Here is a 17,645-nt window from a genome sequence, read left to right on the forward strand (position 1 = left end):
GGCTACAAATCCCCGAAATCAAAATCATTGAGCTCATCCAGCTTCTCCTTCTCTTCCTCACTTAACGGCTGCTGCAGGACAGTTCCGGCCTGATCTGCGCCAACTCCCCAGATATCGCCCATCATCTCGGCGACGGATGCCTTCTCACGTGGCTCGAATGAACCAAAAGCGCGACGAAGAAACACAAGGGATCTTTGAAATGCCGCTTTATCCAACGATCCAATGTACGTATCTAGCTGCTGCCACAACGATACCCTAGATAGCAGCGCGTATCGGTTGCGCATCGACATGCCTTCAAACCATCCCGCTCCCAAATCTACGGGAATTCCAGGCGACAGACGCCGCGAGACTTCCGTCGCTACACGCTCATCCGGTATTTCATTACGCTCTAGCAATATGGCGAAAGCGAAGCCCGAAAGCTTGGCATTGCGATCATCCCGCGAGGCTAGCTCTTGCAGTTTACTCAACCATAAAGCATCGTCTATCGTGTCAAAATGGTCTTGCGCGATGGTGTGCAGCGATTGAATCGCTCGCACCATCCCCTGCGCCGCGTCATCGTTGCAGCCCGCGCTGTCAACGAGAAGCAATGTTCCGCGCAGGAACAACTGCTGGAGCAGCGGAACAAGCGTATCCGTTTCGATCCGGCGAAGCGATCCATAACGGATCAACACCGACAGCTCATAGGCCGCTCCTGCGACCTGCTCGAAGTTGCCCGCAGCGACTGCAAGCCCTTGCAGTGCGGACTTGGCCTGCTCCATCAGCGCGTTCAATGCGCAATCGCAGGCAGCCCGAATGATGCGGGAAGCTTCCGCGATATCGCCGCAAACGTCGAGCCGTTCCTTCAATTCGAAGGCTGCGGCGAGCTCGATCGTCTCTCCCTTCAAAGTCGATTCCACCGCTTGGATCTCAGATTCTGGTGTCCACTGCAGCGCCCAATTCTCCGCCCATGAAGCGGAATCTTGATGCACCCTTTGCTTCTTGGCAAAGGAAATGCCTAGCAGCTCCAGTCGGTGTAAGAGAACCGACCGCTTCAAATCCAGAAAAGCCGCTTCCTCTGACTTCACTCTACGGTTTTCACGCAAATCCAGCTCTAAGGTTGACGCAACCGTCGTTTTGTATTTCTCCAACTTCAGCCGCTTGAGCTCGCGATTCAAATCATCTTGAATCGGCGTCTGGCTGACACCTTCCGGTAATCTGCCGATGGCCGTGCCCACATCTGTTCTTGCCAAAGCTTCTGCGATGCTCGAAAGCTCCCCATGACCAAGACAGACCATAGCAGCGTCCCGTAAATCTTTCCATGTAGGGAGATGACCGTCATGCAGCGCTGCTAGTGCCTCTGCCAACCGCACACCTTCGATGAGCGAAGCTGTGGATCTATACGTGCCCTGTTCCCTGAGATAGGCAGCGACCTGAGAGAAATACAAGGAAGGCAGCCCCTTCAAGTCCCCCTTCTGGAGGCATTGCCAAAGCAATTCGAAATACGCAGGAGCTTGATTCCCTGCTCCATAACCCGAGTGAGAAGACAGCTTGTAGTACGAATACGGCATCAGCGTAAGCTTGGTAGTCGTCTTAGGCAATCCCTTCAACTCTTTGTCCGTCATCAAAGGCAAGCGAAAGTCTAAAGCAGAGGCATGATGCGCGCCGGTAACGACTACTATTTTCTCAGGCGCGTGCCCAACATCAATCGTATCTTGAATTTTACGCCGCATGTAAGCTTCTCGAATTTCATTGTAAGCCGCTTCTTGCGGCGCATGTTGCCACTCCTGCTGCGCTGTCAGCTCCCGCATTTGAGCCGAGAATTGATAGATACCATGGCGGTAGGCGTCCTTTTTCCCATTATGTTCAAAATGCCTTTCCCAATACGCTTCGTAATCCGGCTCTTCCGACAGTTCAGCTAGGCGCTGATACAATCTCCGTTGTCCAAGAACATACGTCTGAAAATCATCGTCGGCAGCCTGCTTATTCTGACCCTCAGCAGTAGCTGACCTGCGCTGTCTATGCTCGTATAACGCCAAGGCATGTTCAGTGGGCAGGTCGATGAATGCAGCCTGCGCACCATGGCGACTAGCCCATTGAAACGCCTGATATTCCGGCGAATAACTCGCATAGGGATACAATAATGTCCTTACGGGTAGTTGATCTGTATAGGCCAAAATCGCAATAGGCGGGACAACGCCATGAGACGTTAATTCGTGAATAAACCCGCTGGCATCGCTTGGTCCTTCAACGAGCACGGCCGTAGGCTTCACTTCATCCAGGAAAGCAAGCAGGTGAAACGCCCCTGCAGGCGACAAATGCCGTATACCAAAAATATGAAACCCCGAACTGCGATCTAGTTGTTCATCTCCGAGCACGCGAAGTACAGATTTCTCCATGTCGATCCCCGCTTTTTCATCACATTTTCTAGATATTCTTTCCATACGAGGCGGTCTTTCTCTTCGTCTTTCACAATGGCTCCCTGAAGCCCGGCGGCAATATCCTCTTCGCTAATCTGTCCGCTTCCAAAGCTTCCCGCAAGCGCCATACTTCCCGTTAACAGTGAGATGGCTTCCGCTGTCGAAATCACACCGCTCGGTCCTTTGACTTTCTCCTTGCCATCCAACGTCATCCCGCTGCGCAGCTCACGGAAAATCGTAACAACCTTCCGCACCGCCTCCTCCTCAGGGAGTGATGCTCTTAATTCATAGCTCGTCGAAATCTCGCTAACACGTTTGCGCACAATCTCGACTTCCGTCTCAATATCCGCTGGCGATGGCAGTACAATGATGTTAAAACGCCGCTTCAAAGCGGCTGACATTTCATTAACGCCGCGATCGCGCGTATTCGCTGTGGCAATAATCGAGAATCCCCTTGCAGCGAACACTTCTCTGCCTAGCTCCGGGATCGAAATCGTTTTCTCTGAGAGGATCGAGATTAGGGCGTCCTGGACTTCGGATGCACAGCGTGAAATCTCTTCGAATCTGGCGATTCCGCCTGTTTCCATCGCGCGGAATATCGGGCTTCTAATAATCGCCTGATCGGATGGGCCTTGCGCAAGCAACATCGCATAGTTCCACGAATAACGAATATGTTCCTCGCTCGTGCCTGCCGTTCCTTGAATCACTTTGCCCGAATCCCCATGGATGGCTGCGGTCAGATTTTCCGAGAGCCAAGACTTCGCTGTTCCCGGTTCTCCAATCAGCATGAGGGCTCGGTCAGTCAACAGCGTTGCGATGGCCATTTCAACCAACCGCTTGTTACCGATGTATTTCGGCGTAATGGTGACCCCTTTCGCTTTTCCCCCCGTCAGAAAAGTAAGTACCGACTTGGGAGATAGCTGCCACCCGGCTGGCTTCGCATCTTGATCCGCCTTTTTCAAAGCTTCCAGTTCTTCCACATACAAACGTTCCGAAGGCAATCTTACGACATCTTGCTTCTGATCCATCCCCATAATCCCTGTCCCTTCTCTTCGTCATCTAATGGTTCGGTTTGTTCCGGTTTCGCAGCGATCGTCTCCACGATGTCCTGCAGTTGATTCCTCATGTACTCATTGGACACACTTTGCGCAAAAAGCTGCAGTCTCTCCGCATAGCTACGCGGTAATAATTTCAGAAGCACCTGTTGCGCATGATTGAAGTAATACATCTGTTTCTTGCCTTTCTCCAAGATTTCCATGAGAAGCTCAGGAGCTTCCTTGTACGGCATACGGAATAAGGCAATGAGACAATGATTCGTTGTATGGTTGAAAAAATCCGGCTTTTTCCGGCATGCTTCCACCAAGTAAGCAGCTATTTGTGCATGCTTGTCATGGGCAAGTCGGCAAACGAGTTCCGTTTCATCTAACTTCACAAACAAATGGACCCATCTGGGATCCCACTTCTGATGCTCGGCCTCATACTCGGCAGTTGCATAGTACATTTGATGTTCCAAAGTCGGAAACATCGTTCGCAGGACGCGTAACAAATCCTTGGCCGCCGTCTGCTTTTTATCTTTTAAATCATGGCAAAAGCGTTCATAGACATCTTCTGGAGGAAGTATCTTGACGGCCGCCCTGAAGCTGTAGGCAATAAATTTGCGATTGTACAGCTCGTGTAATGTGACAGCGAAACGGTCTGCTTCAGGCAGATCTACTTGCAGTAGTAGTTCAGCTGCAGCCTCCAGTACGACTTCCGTTTCAGGAACAATAACATCAGGCGTAGACAGCAATTTCTCTAGGAAATGGACGACTTCTGGCACTCGTTTCCCTTCTAAGCTGCGGATGTCCACCAACAACTGTTTCGCGGCATCTTCGACATGGGTTCGTTGTATAATTCGCTCCAGTGTACTTTCCGCATGCCCGATGACAGCGAGCGTTAAATCATTGGCTTTGCATAATTGAATCGGTTCTATCGCAAGTTCCTGATCTTTCGATCCCAGTGCCTTATACAGGCGAGCAATGGCTTGCTCTGTGCCAAGACGAGATAAGGCATGTAAGGCCGCTCTGCGTATCTCTTTCTTCTTATCATCTGCTTGCTCCAAAATAAAATCTTCATGCTCCGGATAATTACCCAGAAGCTCAATTGCCGTGGAGCGGACTTCTGTTGAACCCTGCGTGGCAGCTTGAAGAAGCAGATCTTCGGCGGATTGCTTGAGTAAATCATGGATAAGTTCCAATCTGCGGGCATCACCTTTCCCGCCATCTAGCTTCAATTGCTGCCGAAGCGCAGGCAGCGCCTCCATTCCGAGTGAGGGCAGTACCGTTCGCTGCAGATAATCCGGTATTTCTGCATAACTATCGTCTAACCCCGATACGGCGGCAGGCAAGACGCGGAAATCATGAAATAACCCATCCTCATACCCTTGACGAAGCTGTTCCATACGGCCCTGACCTTTTTGCGTTAATGCATCAATAAGTGGATGAAGCTTGCGGTAAGGAATTGCAGTGGGAAGCTTCGCGCCCGTTCCTTCCACCGTAACGAGTTCCTCTTTGGTCTCCGTTTTCCCTTGTGTGTACAATACGGAATGCAAGAGGGTTCCGAGCTCCAATAGTCTGCTAGCTGAGCTGTTCGACTCCGCCTCAAGAACCTGACTAACCCCCTGAGCCACTCGGTTAAACACTGGCGCCGACTCGCCAAGCTTCTGAAGATTAGGCAGCATTTTCTGTAAGCGCAAATCGCCTGCTGCCATCCCGCTCCCAGCTATAAACAAGCGCCGCACTTCGTGCTGCAGTTCAAACAATAGATCTATACTCATAAGTTCGTCTCCTAATTTTATTCGTCAATAGAGTAAGCGAACAATTTCATTCGTCGTTACGATACTTAATGGCTGCGCCTCAAGCCTGTTCTGCTGCCAGTTGTGTTCGAACATCACCAGAATCGCCTGATTCTGTAAATAAGTTAGATTTAGCATAGGCAGCAATTGCGTTGTAGGCTCGTTGAGATAAGGAATGTCAGCCAGTGGCAGCTGCTTACCTTGTTCATCAATAAGCACATAGGCAGACTCCGTTTTCTTGACCTCCGCAAATTGCAGCAATGCGACGGGGCGCTTGTCCGAAAGTGGATTTTTGATCTGATTCTTCACTTGTTTAATGATTTCTGGAAATGATTGATGAGCTGCAGATCGGATCGTCTGATAATCTTGTGAATCCGCTTCACGAAATGTCGCTTCTTCCCAGCGCACGCGTTTATTCAACTCCCCATCTCCGGGATATTGAGCAAGTTCTTTGGCTTCGACGACTCCAAAGACAGAATCTTCTTCACGTATGTACTTCGCTGCACGGAAAGGACGATATGTTTTTGTGAAGTGGAGCCCTCCATTTGTTAAATCTGACCAGTATCCTTCATCGATGAACTCGCCACGCGCCTGATCTGTATAAGAGCGGAACGCCAACTGCATGAGTGCTGAGGACTCGCTGCGGACGCGACCATACTCTCGCAGTTCTGCGATTTGCCAAGCATGCCCAATCCATTCTTCCAAGGTAGATTCTGTATCCAATGGAAGATCCGGATTATCTAATCTGCTGGTGAGATAGACGCCACTTTTCTTGATCAAGGCATGTAGTGATGTCAATTGCTCGATTGCGTTGGTATACACGTTTTCCCGATTCTCGTCGGCTCTTAATTGCAGCGTCAATTCACGCAGTGCCGTTTGGATTCCCGGAATATAATAGTTGCCTAGTTGCTTGGCCTGATCTTCGGCGGTTTGCAGCGTCTTTTTGTCCAGACTACCTAGCCCTGACTGTGTAAGCTGCAAGATCAACTTCTCCGCAATGCTGACCCCTTCCAATTGTGAAGCTATTTTCTTTATCAAAGCTGATTTGTTCGTCTTCCGCTTCGCAACTGGAGCGTCGGGATCAACAGGTTCTTTCTTCTTTTCCTCCCGCTTCTCCGCCTTTTCCCTTTTATCCACAATATCCTGTGGGACAGGTGCCGTGGTAAATGGCTTGCCTGATGTAAAGGCATACATTAAACCTAGATTGTGTTTGCAAGGAAACTGACGGCTCGGGCATGAACAGCGGAATACGGGATTCCCCTCTTTCGCCAGATCAACTGAACAACGATAAGGGTCCTTGCCACTCCCTTTACACTCGCCAAAAATAATCGTCCCATCCTCTGACTGACAGAGCAGCGGAAAACTATTCTTCTTAACCAAATCCTTGCCGTTCTTAATGGCAGCGCTATTCTGCGCTAAACTATCTACATACGACTCCGTTAAATGATTCATCCTGTACCCCTCACAACTTGGTTATACAATTTGGTAATACAATTAGTTTCCACGCCATACCTATTTTTCCTTTTTCATGGGTATGGCATTTCCGCCTTAAATAGAACCGGGTTAGGAGTTTCCTCGTATCTTCAGCCCGAGATCAGCCCGTAATCAGATCTTGATCAGCCAGTGATCTTAGCAAAATTGCAATAATGCAACCTTTTCTATCGAATACCCCTCATAATCGGAAATGCTTGCAAATAGGCAACTATTTCGGCCTCTATCCTCATTTCACGGCCTATTCCGCTCAAAAAGATGCCTTTTCGCACTTATTTCAATATTTAGGGTATTTCCCATGAAAATAAGTGTATTTTCGCATCTTTGCTCATCCTGACTCTGCAAGTACTCCGCTCACCGTTACCCTTCATGCAATCATAAAAAGAGGATATCCACAGTGACTTTCCCTACCACCCTAGACGACTAGGAGGCTGGAGCCATAACGGAAATCCTCGTATCTTCAATTCACTCATCTAATTAATCCCAAAAAATCCCATCGTCGTTCGTGCTGTCGCCACAGCAACTTCCTCGACAGTAAGTCCAAGACAGGCAGCAACAGTCACTGCAATATGCGGAAGAAATACAGGCTCATTCCGGCCATCCTGTGGCTTGACGGGCAAATCCCTTGGCGTTAGGAAAGGGGCATCCGTTTCTAACATCAACCGATCCAGCGGTATTTTCTTCACAAGTTCACGCAAATGTTTACCCCTACGTTCATCGCAAATCCAGCCTGTAATGCCGATGTAAAATCCTAACTGCAGATACGCCTGAAGCTCTTGCAGTGAGCCCGTAAAGCAATGGACAACCGCTTTATTCAATGATCCGGTATACGGCTTCATGATACGCATGAAATCGTCATGCGCTTCTCGCTCATGCAGGAAGAGCGGCATTTGCAGCTCGCAAGCTAGCCCAATCTGTTCTTCAAACCATTTTCGCTGTACATCGCGTGGTGAGAAGTCCCGGTTATAATCCAGCCCACACTCACCAATCGCAACCACTTGTGGCAGCTTCGCCATTTGCCGCAGCTTATCAATCGTATGCGCCTTGCAATTGCGCGTGTCATGTGGATGTATCCCTGCTGTCGAAAATAATTTCCCAGGAAATTTACTCGCGTATCGCGACGCTTCATCACTGCTTCTTAAGCTTGTTCCCGTCATGATGAGTGGGGTCACTCCCGCTTCAATCGCTCTCGCAACCACATCCTCGCGGTCGCCATCAAAAGAACGATGCATAAGATTAACACCAATGTCAATAAGTGGGTTAGTCATGGGGTGGTGCCTCCTCTGTATGCTCATCAAGACGGCAGAACTCAGCAGGAACTGCGTCTGCAAGCCATACTTCATTGCCTGCGTAGTAGAAGACTACGCCAGCTTGGGAGGCTTTTTCCGCATCAATCGCCAGAATCACTAGTTCCCCTCTTCGTTGACCCGCTAGCGTTGCAAAATGAAGTCCTTCGGACAAATGAACATATTTACGCTGCATGGAACGTATTCCTTGCTTCATAATCGTAGGAGCTGCCTGCACATTCGTGCCATGGTAGAGCACTTTAGGTGGTAATGCAGCTGGATAGCTCACTTTATCATGGCTATGTCCATACCTAGCTCGAATACGATCACCAGTAATCTCAAAACGCTGCTTTTCACAACGCGCAGCAACTTCTTGAACATCACTTTCCTTAATATCTGACCACTTCGACTGTGCACGAAGAACTTCTAACAATTCAACAATCGAACAAGAACCATCGATGGGATCTAAACGCAGCCCGAAATCTTGAGGGGCATGCCGCAATAGTTTACTCATAAACTTACTTAATTTCGTCTGCATTGTTGGAGATAACATCTCAATCACTTCCTTATCTGGTATTCGAATATATTCTCACATTCCCTAACTAACCAAAAAACCAACTCTCACGTCCGTATCCTCTTTCATCCATGACATCGTCTGCCCTTTATGCAGCTCTGACTTCATCGATTTCACCAGCTTCTCGATATCCACCCTTTGCTCATAGTGAAGCTGAAGTGCAGCAGATACATACAACTCATTTAACTGGGCAAAAGTAAACCCTTCTGTCTGCTTCGCCGTTACGCGAATCAACTCTTCGCCTAGCAGCTTGCCAATCCCCTTTTGCTCCAAATACGTCTGTCTCAGCTCTAGGTCTGGCAGCTTGATTTCATAAGCACGGTCGAATCGACCTGCCCGATTCATCAATGCCGGATCAATCTGCTCTGGATAATTCGTTGTCCCGATGAGGAATATCCCTTCTTTGGAAGTCGCCCCATCTAGAATGTTTAAAAAGAAAGACCTAGCCCGCTGCGGCATCGCATCGATATCTTCAATGACAAGAATCATCGGCGCCATGGCAGCCGCAGCTTGAAACGCTTCTTGAATGGAATCACTGCTGGTGTTCTCGGTGATTTGCCAATAAGCAACAGGCGCTTTAACGCTGCCCGCAATCGATTTGACGAGCGTTGTTTTTCCATTTCCAGGCTTTCCGTAGAGCAGGATCCCTCTTTTATAAGGAAGGTCATAGGCTTTGAAGAATGCACGATCGTCCGTGAAAAACTGATCAATTGCGCGATAAATATCTGTTTTCACTTCACTCTTCATAATAACTTCCGAACGCTCAACCATGCGTGTAATCGGCGCCAGTTCTTTGTCCATGCCATGAGGTCCATCCGTGAAAACGGTCACTTGTCGTCGGTCCAAATCCCTGCGCCGCTGCCGAGCATGTTCTAGAAAATGCAGTAGACTCGCATCATCCACAGCAAAAACAAAATCCTCTTCTCCGACGCCATTCATACGAAAGATAGGCACTCGAGCTAAAGCGATTCCCCAGGAGGGATAGGCAAATACGTTATTTCGCAATGTTGGATACGTGCGATATGCCCCGACGTCCCCTTCTCCATCCATGCCGAATGCACGCGACTCCATATGTTCGAAGATCTGAGTGACGAACTGCACGTCGCTTGTTCCTGTCTTCACATCTTGTTCAAGCAACTCCCAGTACTCCTCTTTCCTGTCATCACTCAGATAGGGTTCAAAGTGGTGACCATATTGCTCTTTCAGGACTTGTTGAATGCGTTCTAGCACATAAATATAATCCCCATAAGCTTTCGGCAAGTCGTTTGTTGATCTCTTTGGGGCTGTCACTGCTGCCGGTTCTTCATTTACTTTTACACGCTTTATACGTTGTTCATTGTTCATTTAGCACCTTTTACTGCCGCCATAGGCTTGCATTTAGCTACAACTTCAGCCAAACCTGCTCCGACGACACTTTCAATAATTTGATCAACATCTTTGTAAGCTTGCGGCGATTCATCTAGAATCGACTCTAACGATCTTTGGTTGACGACAATTTCCTCATCCGTTCCTACGCGCATGGAGGAGGCAAATTCATTTAGTGTGATTAATCGTTTCGTTGCACTGCGCGAGCGAATGCGCCCTGCTCCGTGACAGATGGAGTGAAAGTTAGCTTTGCCGCCCGGCGCTCCAACCATGATATAGGAAGCCGTTCCCATGGAACCGGGAATCAGCGCAGGATGACCCGTTGTTACATACGGCTGTGGGTTATCAGGATGACCTGCCGGAAGCGACCGCGTCGCCCCTTTGCGATGAACAAAATAAGACTGCTCATTATGCTTTTCCTCCCATGCATAGTTATGCATCAGATCGTACAACGTGGTCATTTCAAACTTCGAGCCAAACACATCTTTACCAGCTTCACGGATGGCATAAGCAATCAGATGGCGATTGACGACTGCATAATTGAGCGCAGCATACATCAAATTCACATAATTCTGAGCCTCAGGATGTTCGAGCGGGGCATATAACAGCTTAGGATCAGCCGTTCCTAGTCCGTTCAGCCGCATCACCTTCAAGATGTCACTGCTGCAGTATTGGCTCACAGAGCCACCCCACGCACGCGAACCCGAGTGAATCATAACGACTACTTGCCCATCAAATAGTCCCCAAGCTTCAGCGACCTCGCGGTTCTCTTCCGCAATTTCAATCGACTGAATTTCTGCAAAATGGTTCCCATTTCCTAGCGTCCCAAGTTGACGATGCGACCGATGCCAAACATGACTCGGAAATCGATTCAATGCATTCTCATCTATTGTAAATTTACTGCTCTCAACATGCGTAAGCGATGTTGCCTTTCGAGGCGTATAGCCGTCGGGAATATACTTCTTTGGAAGTCCATGCAGACCTTTGGTAACAATGTGTTCCAAGCGAATGTCCGAGAAATGGCCGCGTGCGTGATCCTCAACAGGCAAATACTTCTCGATGGTCTTCACCAGCTTGCGTCGCAGCTTCACATCTTTCAATTCATCCTTATGCACATTCGTCATATGCACACGCATGCCACAGCCAATATCGCTGCCGACAATGGACGGTGATACGTATCCATTATGCGTGTTCCATACAGCCGTCGTGCCGATGCAAGTACCAACACCGACGTGTACGTCAGGTGTATAACTCATATACACGCCATTGGGAATTTGCAAATTGTTATTGGCCATCTGAAAGACTTGGTAATCCAACGCTTTAAATAACTCAGGTCCTGCATATACATGGACATCTCCCGCTGGGAGCTGGACCTGCCTATAATAATTTTCTTTCATTCTTCATGTTCCTCTCTTTTGTGGACGCACAAAAGCCGTAGACTACATCGTCTACGGCTTTGTCACGTCAAATTAACCTAGGTCTACTCCAAGAAAGAGTACCTACGTATTCGTCACTAGTCCGGTTGAGACCGATGGTATAAAATGCTTTTCGATTGTCAGGTTATTCATAGAAATTTGATTGCGAATCATATCGTCGGCCTCCTTTCCATTCATTTACAAGTATCATACGAGTCAGAGCTAAGAACTGTCAATCCACCATAGGTGGAAAGATTAATTATAATGATGAGTCCCTTACCTACAATTTCCCAGTGATCGGCAGACATATATGAATCGTTGTCCCCTGACCATCTTGACTAGTTAACTCCAACGTTCCGTTGTGAGCATGAATAATTTGCTGGGTAGCCATCATACCAAGACCTGTGCCGTACTCTTTGGTGCTATAGAAGGGAGATCCAATCTTGGAGATAAGCTCCTGTGGAATGCCATGTCCATAATCAATGACTTGAATCATAATGAAATCTTCACTCGGTCTTGATCCCACAATGTCAATCGCACCACCATTTGGCATAGCCTCCATTGCGTTTTTAATCACATTAATGAAAACCTGCTTCAACTGAACTCCAACACATGGAATGGCAGGCATATCCTCCAGATGAAACGTTCTTAATTCAACCTTGTTAATTAACGCTTGTGAGCTCATCAGCATGACCACATCTTGTATTATTTTCCAAATAGGTTCATGTTTAAATTCTTGTGCCTTAGGTTTAGCTAAATATAGCAATTCACTCGTAATCAATTCGATTCGCTTAAGTTCATCCTTCATGATCGCAAAATAATGCTTATTGACCTCAGGTAAGGTTTTTTCAATGAGTTGGGTAAATCCCTTCAACGATGTAAGGGGATTTCTAATTTCGTGAGCGATTGACGCCGCTAGTTGGCCGACGGCAGTCAGTTTTTCTGCTTGTAACAGCATCGTTTTCCGGTTATTTTCTTGCGTGATATCTCTCGCAACGCCAAATACCCCGATAACCTCTTCGTTCACTATAATGGGTATATTGGACACTTTAACATCAATAATACCCCCATTTTTATGAATGGCTTTTGTTTCATAATACTGTGAGATGCCTTTGGTTGCATTCGAAAAATAACCCTTCGTCTTCTCCAATTCTTCCGGCGGGATCAACGGCACATACGACATTCCCAGAAACTCGTCATCACGATACCCCAGCATTCGCTCCATAGCCAGGTTCACTCTAAGGTAATGACCTTCCAAATTAAATGCAAAAACAGCATCAGGGTTATATTTAAATAAAGACTCGTAGTGCTGCTCATTCTCTAACGAAATGCCCTTCTTTTGTGTAATATCTTGCAAAAAAATGGAAAGACCACTAGATGAGGGATAAGCTCTAACACTAAACCAAGTTGCTACAGGAGAATAATACACCTCAAATTCGGTACTAACTTGTTCAATCATCACTTTATGCAAATGTGCATACAAAGTAGAATAAACGGCGAGTGGGATTTCACTCCACATCCCTTTACCAACAAGCTGGTCCGCATTCCTAAATAAAATTCTTGATGCTTCTGCGTTAATATACGTGAACTCCCAGTCCGCATTAACCGCAAAAAACACATCTGAAATTCGCTCCAGTATCTCATTCCGTTCATGTAAATCAACCATGTTTTGCCCTCATTTCGCAAAAAGTGAAAAGTGAAAAGTAAATTGAACAAAGAAAAAGCCTAAATAAGAGTTGCTCGCGCAACTTTTATTCAGGCTGATGCCCAGCGTTCTATCTGGTTCATTACTGCCAATTTATTGACTCGGATTTAAGATGAACACGATGACGCTTTTATCCAAATGAAAGTCCCAGTCGACAAATACATCATCAATCTTTGCTTTGAGAAAGCTCTGGAAATGGCCATTATTATGGAGATGACTCTTTTCCAGATTACGTTTAGCCAACTTTAAACTTTCTTCATGTCCAATACGAATTAATTCTTTTTCAATACTAATAAGGATTCCATTACGGATCACTATTAGGTTTCTTTCGTTGATCATGCATGAGTACACTTCGTCAGGCTTTTTCTCAACCTGTTGAGAGATCGTACTAATTTCCTGATGAAGCTCCTCTTTCCCTGTATAAACGGATTCGAAAGAGATTTGTTCATGGTCATCGCCAGATTCGATTCCGACCATAACACCCGAATGATTATGAAGTCCCCAATCGTAATAAAATTCACCAATCTTCATTCCAGCAAAAACGAGCAAATACGCTTTTATTTCAGGAATTAACGTCTTCATCAATAAGTCTCTAGTCGATTGTATCGAATGGACCTGATCTTGAAGAAGAAGAATCTTCTCCATTGGTGACAGGAAGTGTTTTAAATAAAGAACGATAAACGGACGATTGATGCTGACAAAAATGGATTGAGGACCTTTCCCGAAGGACTCTCGCAGCAATCTGCCTACGTAACTCGCTATTTCGGTTTGCGCTTGTTTATCCAACATCGTTCTTCCTTCATTAAGGCAAAAGCATTATTTCTTTTACCCCCAGAATTATTTTAAATAGTTACTTTAAAAAGTTCAACAGAAATGTCCCACTGGCAGCGTTCTATCCCATCTATGTATCAAATTGGCTACTAATCGTGAATTGGGTTTAATATAAACACAATAACGCTTTTATCCAAATGGAAGTTCCAGTCCGTAAATATATCCGTAATCGGTGACTTGACAATCTTCTGAAACTGATTGTTATTGAATAAGTATTTTTTCTCAAGATTTCGCTGAGCGATTTTTAAATTGTCCTCGAAGCCTAATCGAATTAATTCCTTAGCAATAGAGATCATAATACCTGATTTAACGACCAGAATTGTCCTCTCATTAATGAGATAGTATTGAATGTTATCGGGGATTTTTTGAATGAGAAGAGAAATTCTCTCAATCTCAACGTGCAGCTCCTTTTTCCCTGCACACCATTCTTGGAGACCTTGAGATAACGGATTCTCTTCGGATGCAATGCCGACAAATACGCCTGAATAGTTATGCAATCCCCAGTCAAAGTAAAATTCTTGCATGTTCATTCCTGTTAGCAGTTGCAAATACGCTTTTATTTCTGGAATTAGTGTCTCCATCACGATGCTTCTCGTCTGTTGAACGGAATATACATGGCCCTGCTGCAAAAGAATCTTCTCCGTTGGCGATAAAAAATTTCTGAGATAGATAACAACAAACGGACGATTGATACTAACATAAATCGATTGTGGTCCTTTCCCAAATGCTTCTCTCAGCAATCTTCCAATGTGACTTGCGATCTCGTGTTGTGTTTGCTTTTCTTGATTATTCAAAAATCCCATCCTCAGCTCAGGTAAGGCTAACTTATGCCTTACATTATTTAGTGACAAAAAAAGCCTAAATAAAAGTTGCAGTAAACAACTTGTATCTAGGCTTATGTCCAGCTCGCTCTCTGGTTCATTAAGTCCGAAGTATTTATTTATTGGTCAAACTGTCATTCTTTATATAAGGCTCAAGCTTTATTTCTTTTACCCTAAGAATTATTCTAATAACTTTTTGTAAATATAACAAGACAAATTTGCCCAGGATCCCTTATTCCACAAGCAACTTGTTAGTTCGTATTCAGTTGATTTCCCCCTCCTCCACATGTGGATTGTCCCACTCCCCTATTCATAACAGATGCTATAGTAGTGAGAGTAAACATGACTTCTATACAACATGATCGGGAGGAATAAGAGATGAGAAACCACGCCCAAAGTATAACGACTGAACACCCTTTCGCCTGCTACGATACGGAGCAGCTTGTTGGTATACGTAACCGTATATCCATGCAGCCTGAGCTTCAAGAGGAGTATCAGCGGCAGGCTGCGTTGTCTAATGCCTTTGCCGAAGTGGAAGCATCTCTGCCCATTCAACTCATATCCCCATTTCGAACGACTCCCTTTGTGCTTCGAACTCCGGAGAATTCTGTATATATGACATTAACCCTTTGCATCCGAGGAAAGGGCGAAGCCTGGATCCGACAAGTGCAGCTTACTCATTCGGAAAAAGGATTACCAGTACCGATCGCAAGCAGCTGCTTTGATCACGGTTTAGCCGGATGGGAAGCTTCAACTTCCACTTCTTTCAACTCGGTTTGCGTTCAACCATCAGAGGACCCTAGACTAGGTCCATGTTTGTACGTGATGAACATGTCGGATGACGACTTCGTGCTGTTGACAATGACAGATCCGATTCCGGTCTATGCCCATGAGCATTACAGCATTCAGACGACACTTCGTCTGGATGCATGCTTCTCGCAGGACGGGGTATCTGTCGAAGTGACATTCCTTGGTGAAGATGGACAGCCAATGGATGGCGTGTATACGTCCAACTCATTTAACCGTAAGACACCAACGAATTGGGCTGCCCTACTGGAGACCGCTGGCGCGGATGCGAACGCTTATATGGTCACAGGAGATAAGATCTATGCGGAACGAGCCAAGCGGAAGCTCTTGTACATGCTACCAGATATGTGCCAGGGCATGGATATTTTCAAAGCTACTGGCTGGCATGACGATGATACTTACGGGGCTGTCCATATTGGACGAGGTATGTCCGTGCTAGCTGTCATCTACGACCAAATTGCAGGCTCCGGCGTTATTCTGGCAGAAGAGGATGCAGCCATCCAGTACCACTTCCGCTACATAGCTAGCATGATGATGGACACGCAATATTACCGATTCGATCTTGAAGAGTTTCCTGATGAAAAAGGCGGCAAACGCAGCAACTGGAACGCGGACCGCGCCACAGGCCTCGGGATCTATGCACTCATTTTCCCAGACGAGATACTTGCAGAAGTCTATTTATCACATGCCTGCGCAGTCGTAGATTGGCAATTGGAGCACGTCGTCGACCAGGATGGCGCGTGGCCTGAGAATATCCGTTACCATGGTGCCGTGCTGCATCGGTACTTTCTATTCTTCACGCTGCTGCAGCGACTTAGAGGGATCGACTACTGGTCTCGTGAAAAGGTAAAGATGATGTATCGCTTCTTAATTGGCACTGTGACCCCGAAGGATTCCGTTCAGGGTGGTGCAGACTCAGAGGCCAAACTGCTGTTTCCGGCAGTTGGTGATTCGACAGTCGACGACCAGTGGTTCCGTATGTTCGCCTATGCAGCGCCTTTCTACCTGAATTCAGATCCCCAGCTAAGCCGGGAGATGATGTGGGCTTGGAAGCACGGGGGAAGCGTGGTCCGAGATACAGGGGCTAGTCCTTGCACGCTGCTGGCGCTTCTCTACCCACGGCCAGAACTTCCACAGGAAGCGCCAGATCTGGCTTCCGTTCACTATTCTGGCATCGGGTATGTCATCTTCCGGCAGCATTTCGGTCAATGGGGACAAGAAAACTATGCCATATTCGAGTCTTCGCCGCTAATCTACCATGCCCACCATGATGAAGGGCACTTCTCCCTATGGGCGAATGCTACGCCATTGACGCTTGATCCTGGGACGGGAGGGTATTACAACGGAGATCGTCATTGGTACGTGAACGGACATGCGCATAACGTAGTTCAATTTATGGATGAGGCCGGCATTCCCCAGAATGGCCCGCTTCAGAGTGTTTGTGAGGAAGTTGTTTTCTCGGACCAACTGGATTATGTGCGAAGTTCCATTCCGGATGTCCTTGCGGAAAACTACCATCGCCATTTTGCCTATGTAAAAGCTGGTGGAGCTAATATGTATGTGGTTTGGGATCATATCCGGAGTCAGCGGAATAGTGTTTGGCATCTCCATACGATGAGCACATCTTCTGTGATGGAGAAGAACCGCATTACAGCCCACTGCTTAAATGAAATGAAACTGGAAGTTACCTTCTTGGAGCCAAGCAGGATTACAGCATCGACGGATCATGGCGCTGTATCCGGTGGTTACCCTTTAGCTGTTCAGGAACATTTCCGAATTAGCGGTGATAGCGGCGGCGATTATCTCTCCCTGCTATATCCGAAATCCCGCGAATCGGCCGAGCTTACCCTACAAATACAACCCCTTCTCGTTGCTTCTGATGACTCGGAAGAACTTCGGATGTACAGGGTATTTCAGGAGGAACAAGTTTTGTTCCATCTGGTGGTGAACGGATCGGATAAAGTGCATACTTGCTCCGTACAATCCGATGTATCGCTTATGAACCTATTAAACAAGACATCTTATACGCCAGAGTCTGACGGACAATGCCGGATTCCAATAGATGGCGGAAGGCTTGCTATTCTTATAGAGACTGACTAGTCTCTTCCTAAACTAACGCTC

General features: G+C 46.9%; 12 protein-coding genes. 1 reads left to right on the forward strand and 11 read right to left on the reverse strand.

Annotated elements, in window-relative coordinates:
* Window positions 1-2 precede the first annotated feature (2 nt).
* The 11 genes from A8708_RS14970 to A8708_RS15020 all read right to left on the reverse strand — a co-directional run bounded on the left by A8708_RS14970 (window position 3) and on the right by A8708_RS15020 (window position 14,690).
* Entirely contained in the window at window positions 3-2,375 is a 2,373-nt protein-coding gene (locus tag A8708_RS14970; RefSeq protein WP_068664732.1) for a DUF5682 family protein, read from the reverse strand.
* Complete coding sequence (locus A8708_RS14975) at window positions 2,333-3,424, reverse strand: ATP-binding protein (RefSeq protein ID WP_068665215.1); 1,092 nt, start codon at window positions 3,422-3,424, stop codon at window positions 2,333-2,335. Before A8708_RS14975 ends, A8708_RS14970 begins: the two co-directional genes overlap by 43 nt.
* On the reverse strand, window positions 3,400-5,211 hold the full coding sequence (locus tag A8708_RS14980) for a HEAT repeat domain-containing protein (protein WP_068664734.1): 1,812 nt from the start codon (window positions 5,209-5,211) through the stop codon (window positions 3,400-3,402). The genes A8708_RS14975 and A8708_RS14980 overlap by 25 nt, the downstream gene beginning before the upstream one ends.
* A 24-nt stretch (window positions 5,212-5,235) precedes the next feature.
* Entirely contained in the window at window positions 5,236-6,681 is a 1,446-nt protein-coding gene (locus tag A8708_RS14985; protein WP_068664736.1) for a hypothetical protein, read from the reverse strand.
* A gap of 512 nt (window positions 6,682-7,193) precedes the next feature.
* Window positions 7,194-7,988, reverse strand: coding sequence for a TatD family hydrolase (locus A8708_RS14990; protein WP_068664738.1), 795 nt, complete (start codon window positions 7,986-7,988; stop codon window positions 7,194-7,196).
* Complete coding sequence (locus tag A8708_RS14995) at window positions 7,981-8,559, reverse strand: RNA 2'-phosphotransferase (RefSeq protein WP_068664740.1); 579 nt, start codon at window positions 8,557-8,559, stop codon at window positions 7,981-7,983. The genes A8708_RS14990 and A8708_RS14995 overlap by 8 nt, the downstream gene beginning before the upstream one ends.
* A 45-nt stretch (window positions 8,560-8,604) precedes the next feature.
* The gene (locus tag A8708_RS15000; RefSeq protein ID WP_068664742.1) at window positions 8,605-9,924 is read right to left on the reverse strand and encodes an AAA family ATPase; all 1,320 of its coding nucleotides are present in this window, start codon (window positions 9,922-9,924) and stop codon (window positions 8,605-8,607) included.
* Window positions 9,921-11,342, reverse strand: a complete 1,422-nt coding sequence (locus tag A8708_RS15005) for an RtcB family protein (RefSeq protein ID WP_068664744.1) — start codon at window positions 11,340-11,342, stop codon at window positions 9,921-9,923. The genes A8708_RS15000 and A8708_RS15005 overlap by 4 nt, the downstream gene beginning before the upstream one ends.
* A 298-nt stretch (window positions 11,343-11,640) precedes the next feature.
* The gene (locus A8708_RS15010) at window positions 11,641-13,026 is read right to left on the reverse strand and encodes a PAS domain-containing sensor histidine kinase (RefSeq protein WP_068664746.1); all 1,386 of its coding nucleotides are present in this window, start codon (window positions 13,024-13,026) and stop codon (window positions 11,641-11,643) included.
* A 132-nt stretch (window positions 13,027-13,158) separates the two neighbouring features.
* Window positions 13,159-13,854: a Na-translocating system protein MpsC family protein gene (locus tag A8708_RS15015; protein WP_068664748.1), complete on the reverse strand. Its 696-nt coding sequence runs from the start codon at window positions 13,852-13,854 to the stop codon at window positions 13,159-13,161.
* A gap of 131 nt (window positions 13,855-13,985) precedes the next feature.
* The gene (locus tag A8708_RS15020) at window positions 13,986-14,690 is read right to left on the reverse strand and encodes a Na-translocating system protein MpsC family protein (RefSeq protein ID WP_068664750.1); all 705 of its coding nucleotides are present in this window, start codon (window positions 14,688-14,690) and stop codon (window positions 13,986-13,988) included.
* A 405-nt stretch (window positions 14,691-15,095) separates the two neighbouring features.
* Between A8708_RS15020 and A8708_RS15025 the strand changes: the two genes are divergently transcribed.
* A complete protein-coding gene (locus A8708_RS15025) occupies window positions 15,096-17,624 on the forward strand; it encodes a heparinase II/III domain-containing protein (RefSeq protein WP_068664752.1) in 2,529 nt (842 codons plus the stop codon).
* Window positions 17,625-17,645 lie beyond the last annotated feature (21 nt).

This window comes from Paenibacillus oryzisoli (genome assembly GCF_001653565.1).
GTDB lineage: Bacteria > Bacillota > Bacilli > Paenibacillales > NBRC-103111 > Paenibacillus_E > Paenibacillus_E oryzisoli.

Excerpts from the sequence above, each read along its gene's own strand:
- A8708_RS14970 (WP_068664732.1), bottom strand. The coding sequence starts at position 2,375 with ATGGAGAAATCTGTACTTCGCGTGCTCGGAGATGAACAACTAGATCGC.
- A8708_RS14975 (WP_068665215.1), bottom strand. The coding sequence starts at position 3,424 with ATGGATCAGAAGCAAGATGTCGTAAGATTGCCTTCGGAACGTTTGTAT.
- A8708_RS14980 (WP_068664734.1), bottom strand. The coding sequence starts at position 5,211 with ATGAGTATAGATCTATTGTTTGAACTGCAGCACGAAGTGCGGCGCTTG.
- A8708_RS14985 (WP_068664736.1), bottom strand. The coding sequence starts at position 6,681 with ATGAATCATTTAACGGAGTCGTATGTAGATAGTTTAGCGCAGAATAGC.
- A8708_RS14990 (WP_068664738.1), bottom strand. The coding sequence starts at position 7,988 with ATGACTAACCCACTTATTGACATTGGTGTTAATCTTATGCATCGTTCT.
- A8708_RS14995 (WP_068664740.1), bottom strand. The coding sequence starts at position 8,559 with ATGTTATCTCCAACAATGCAGACGAAATTAAGTAAGTTTATGAGTAAA.
- A8708_RS15000 (WP_068664742.1), bottom strand. The coding sequence starts at position 9,924 with ATGAACAATGAACAACGTATAAAGCGTGTAAAAGTAAATGAAGAACCG.
- A8708_RS15005 (WP_068664744.1), bottom strand. The coding sequence starts at position 11,342 with ATGAAAGAAAATTATTATAGGCAGGTCCAGCTCCCAGCGGGAGATGTC.
- A8708_RS15010 (WP_068664746.1), bottom strand. The coding sequence starts at position 13,026 with ATGGTTGATTTACATGAACGGAATGAGATACTGGAGCGAATTTCAGAT.
- A8708_RS15015 (WP_068664748.1), bottom strand. The coding sequence starts at position 13,854 with ATGTTGGATAAACAAGCGCAAACCGAAATAGCGAGTTACGTAGGCAGA.
- A8708_RS15025 (WP_068664752.1), top strand. The coding sequence starts at position 15,096 with ATGAGAAACCACGCCCAAAGTATAACGACTGAACACCCTTTCGCCTGC.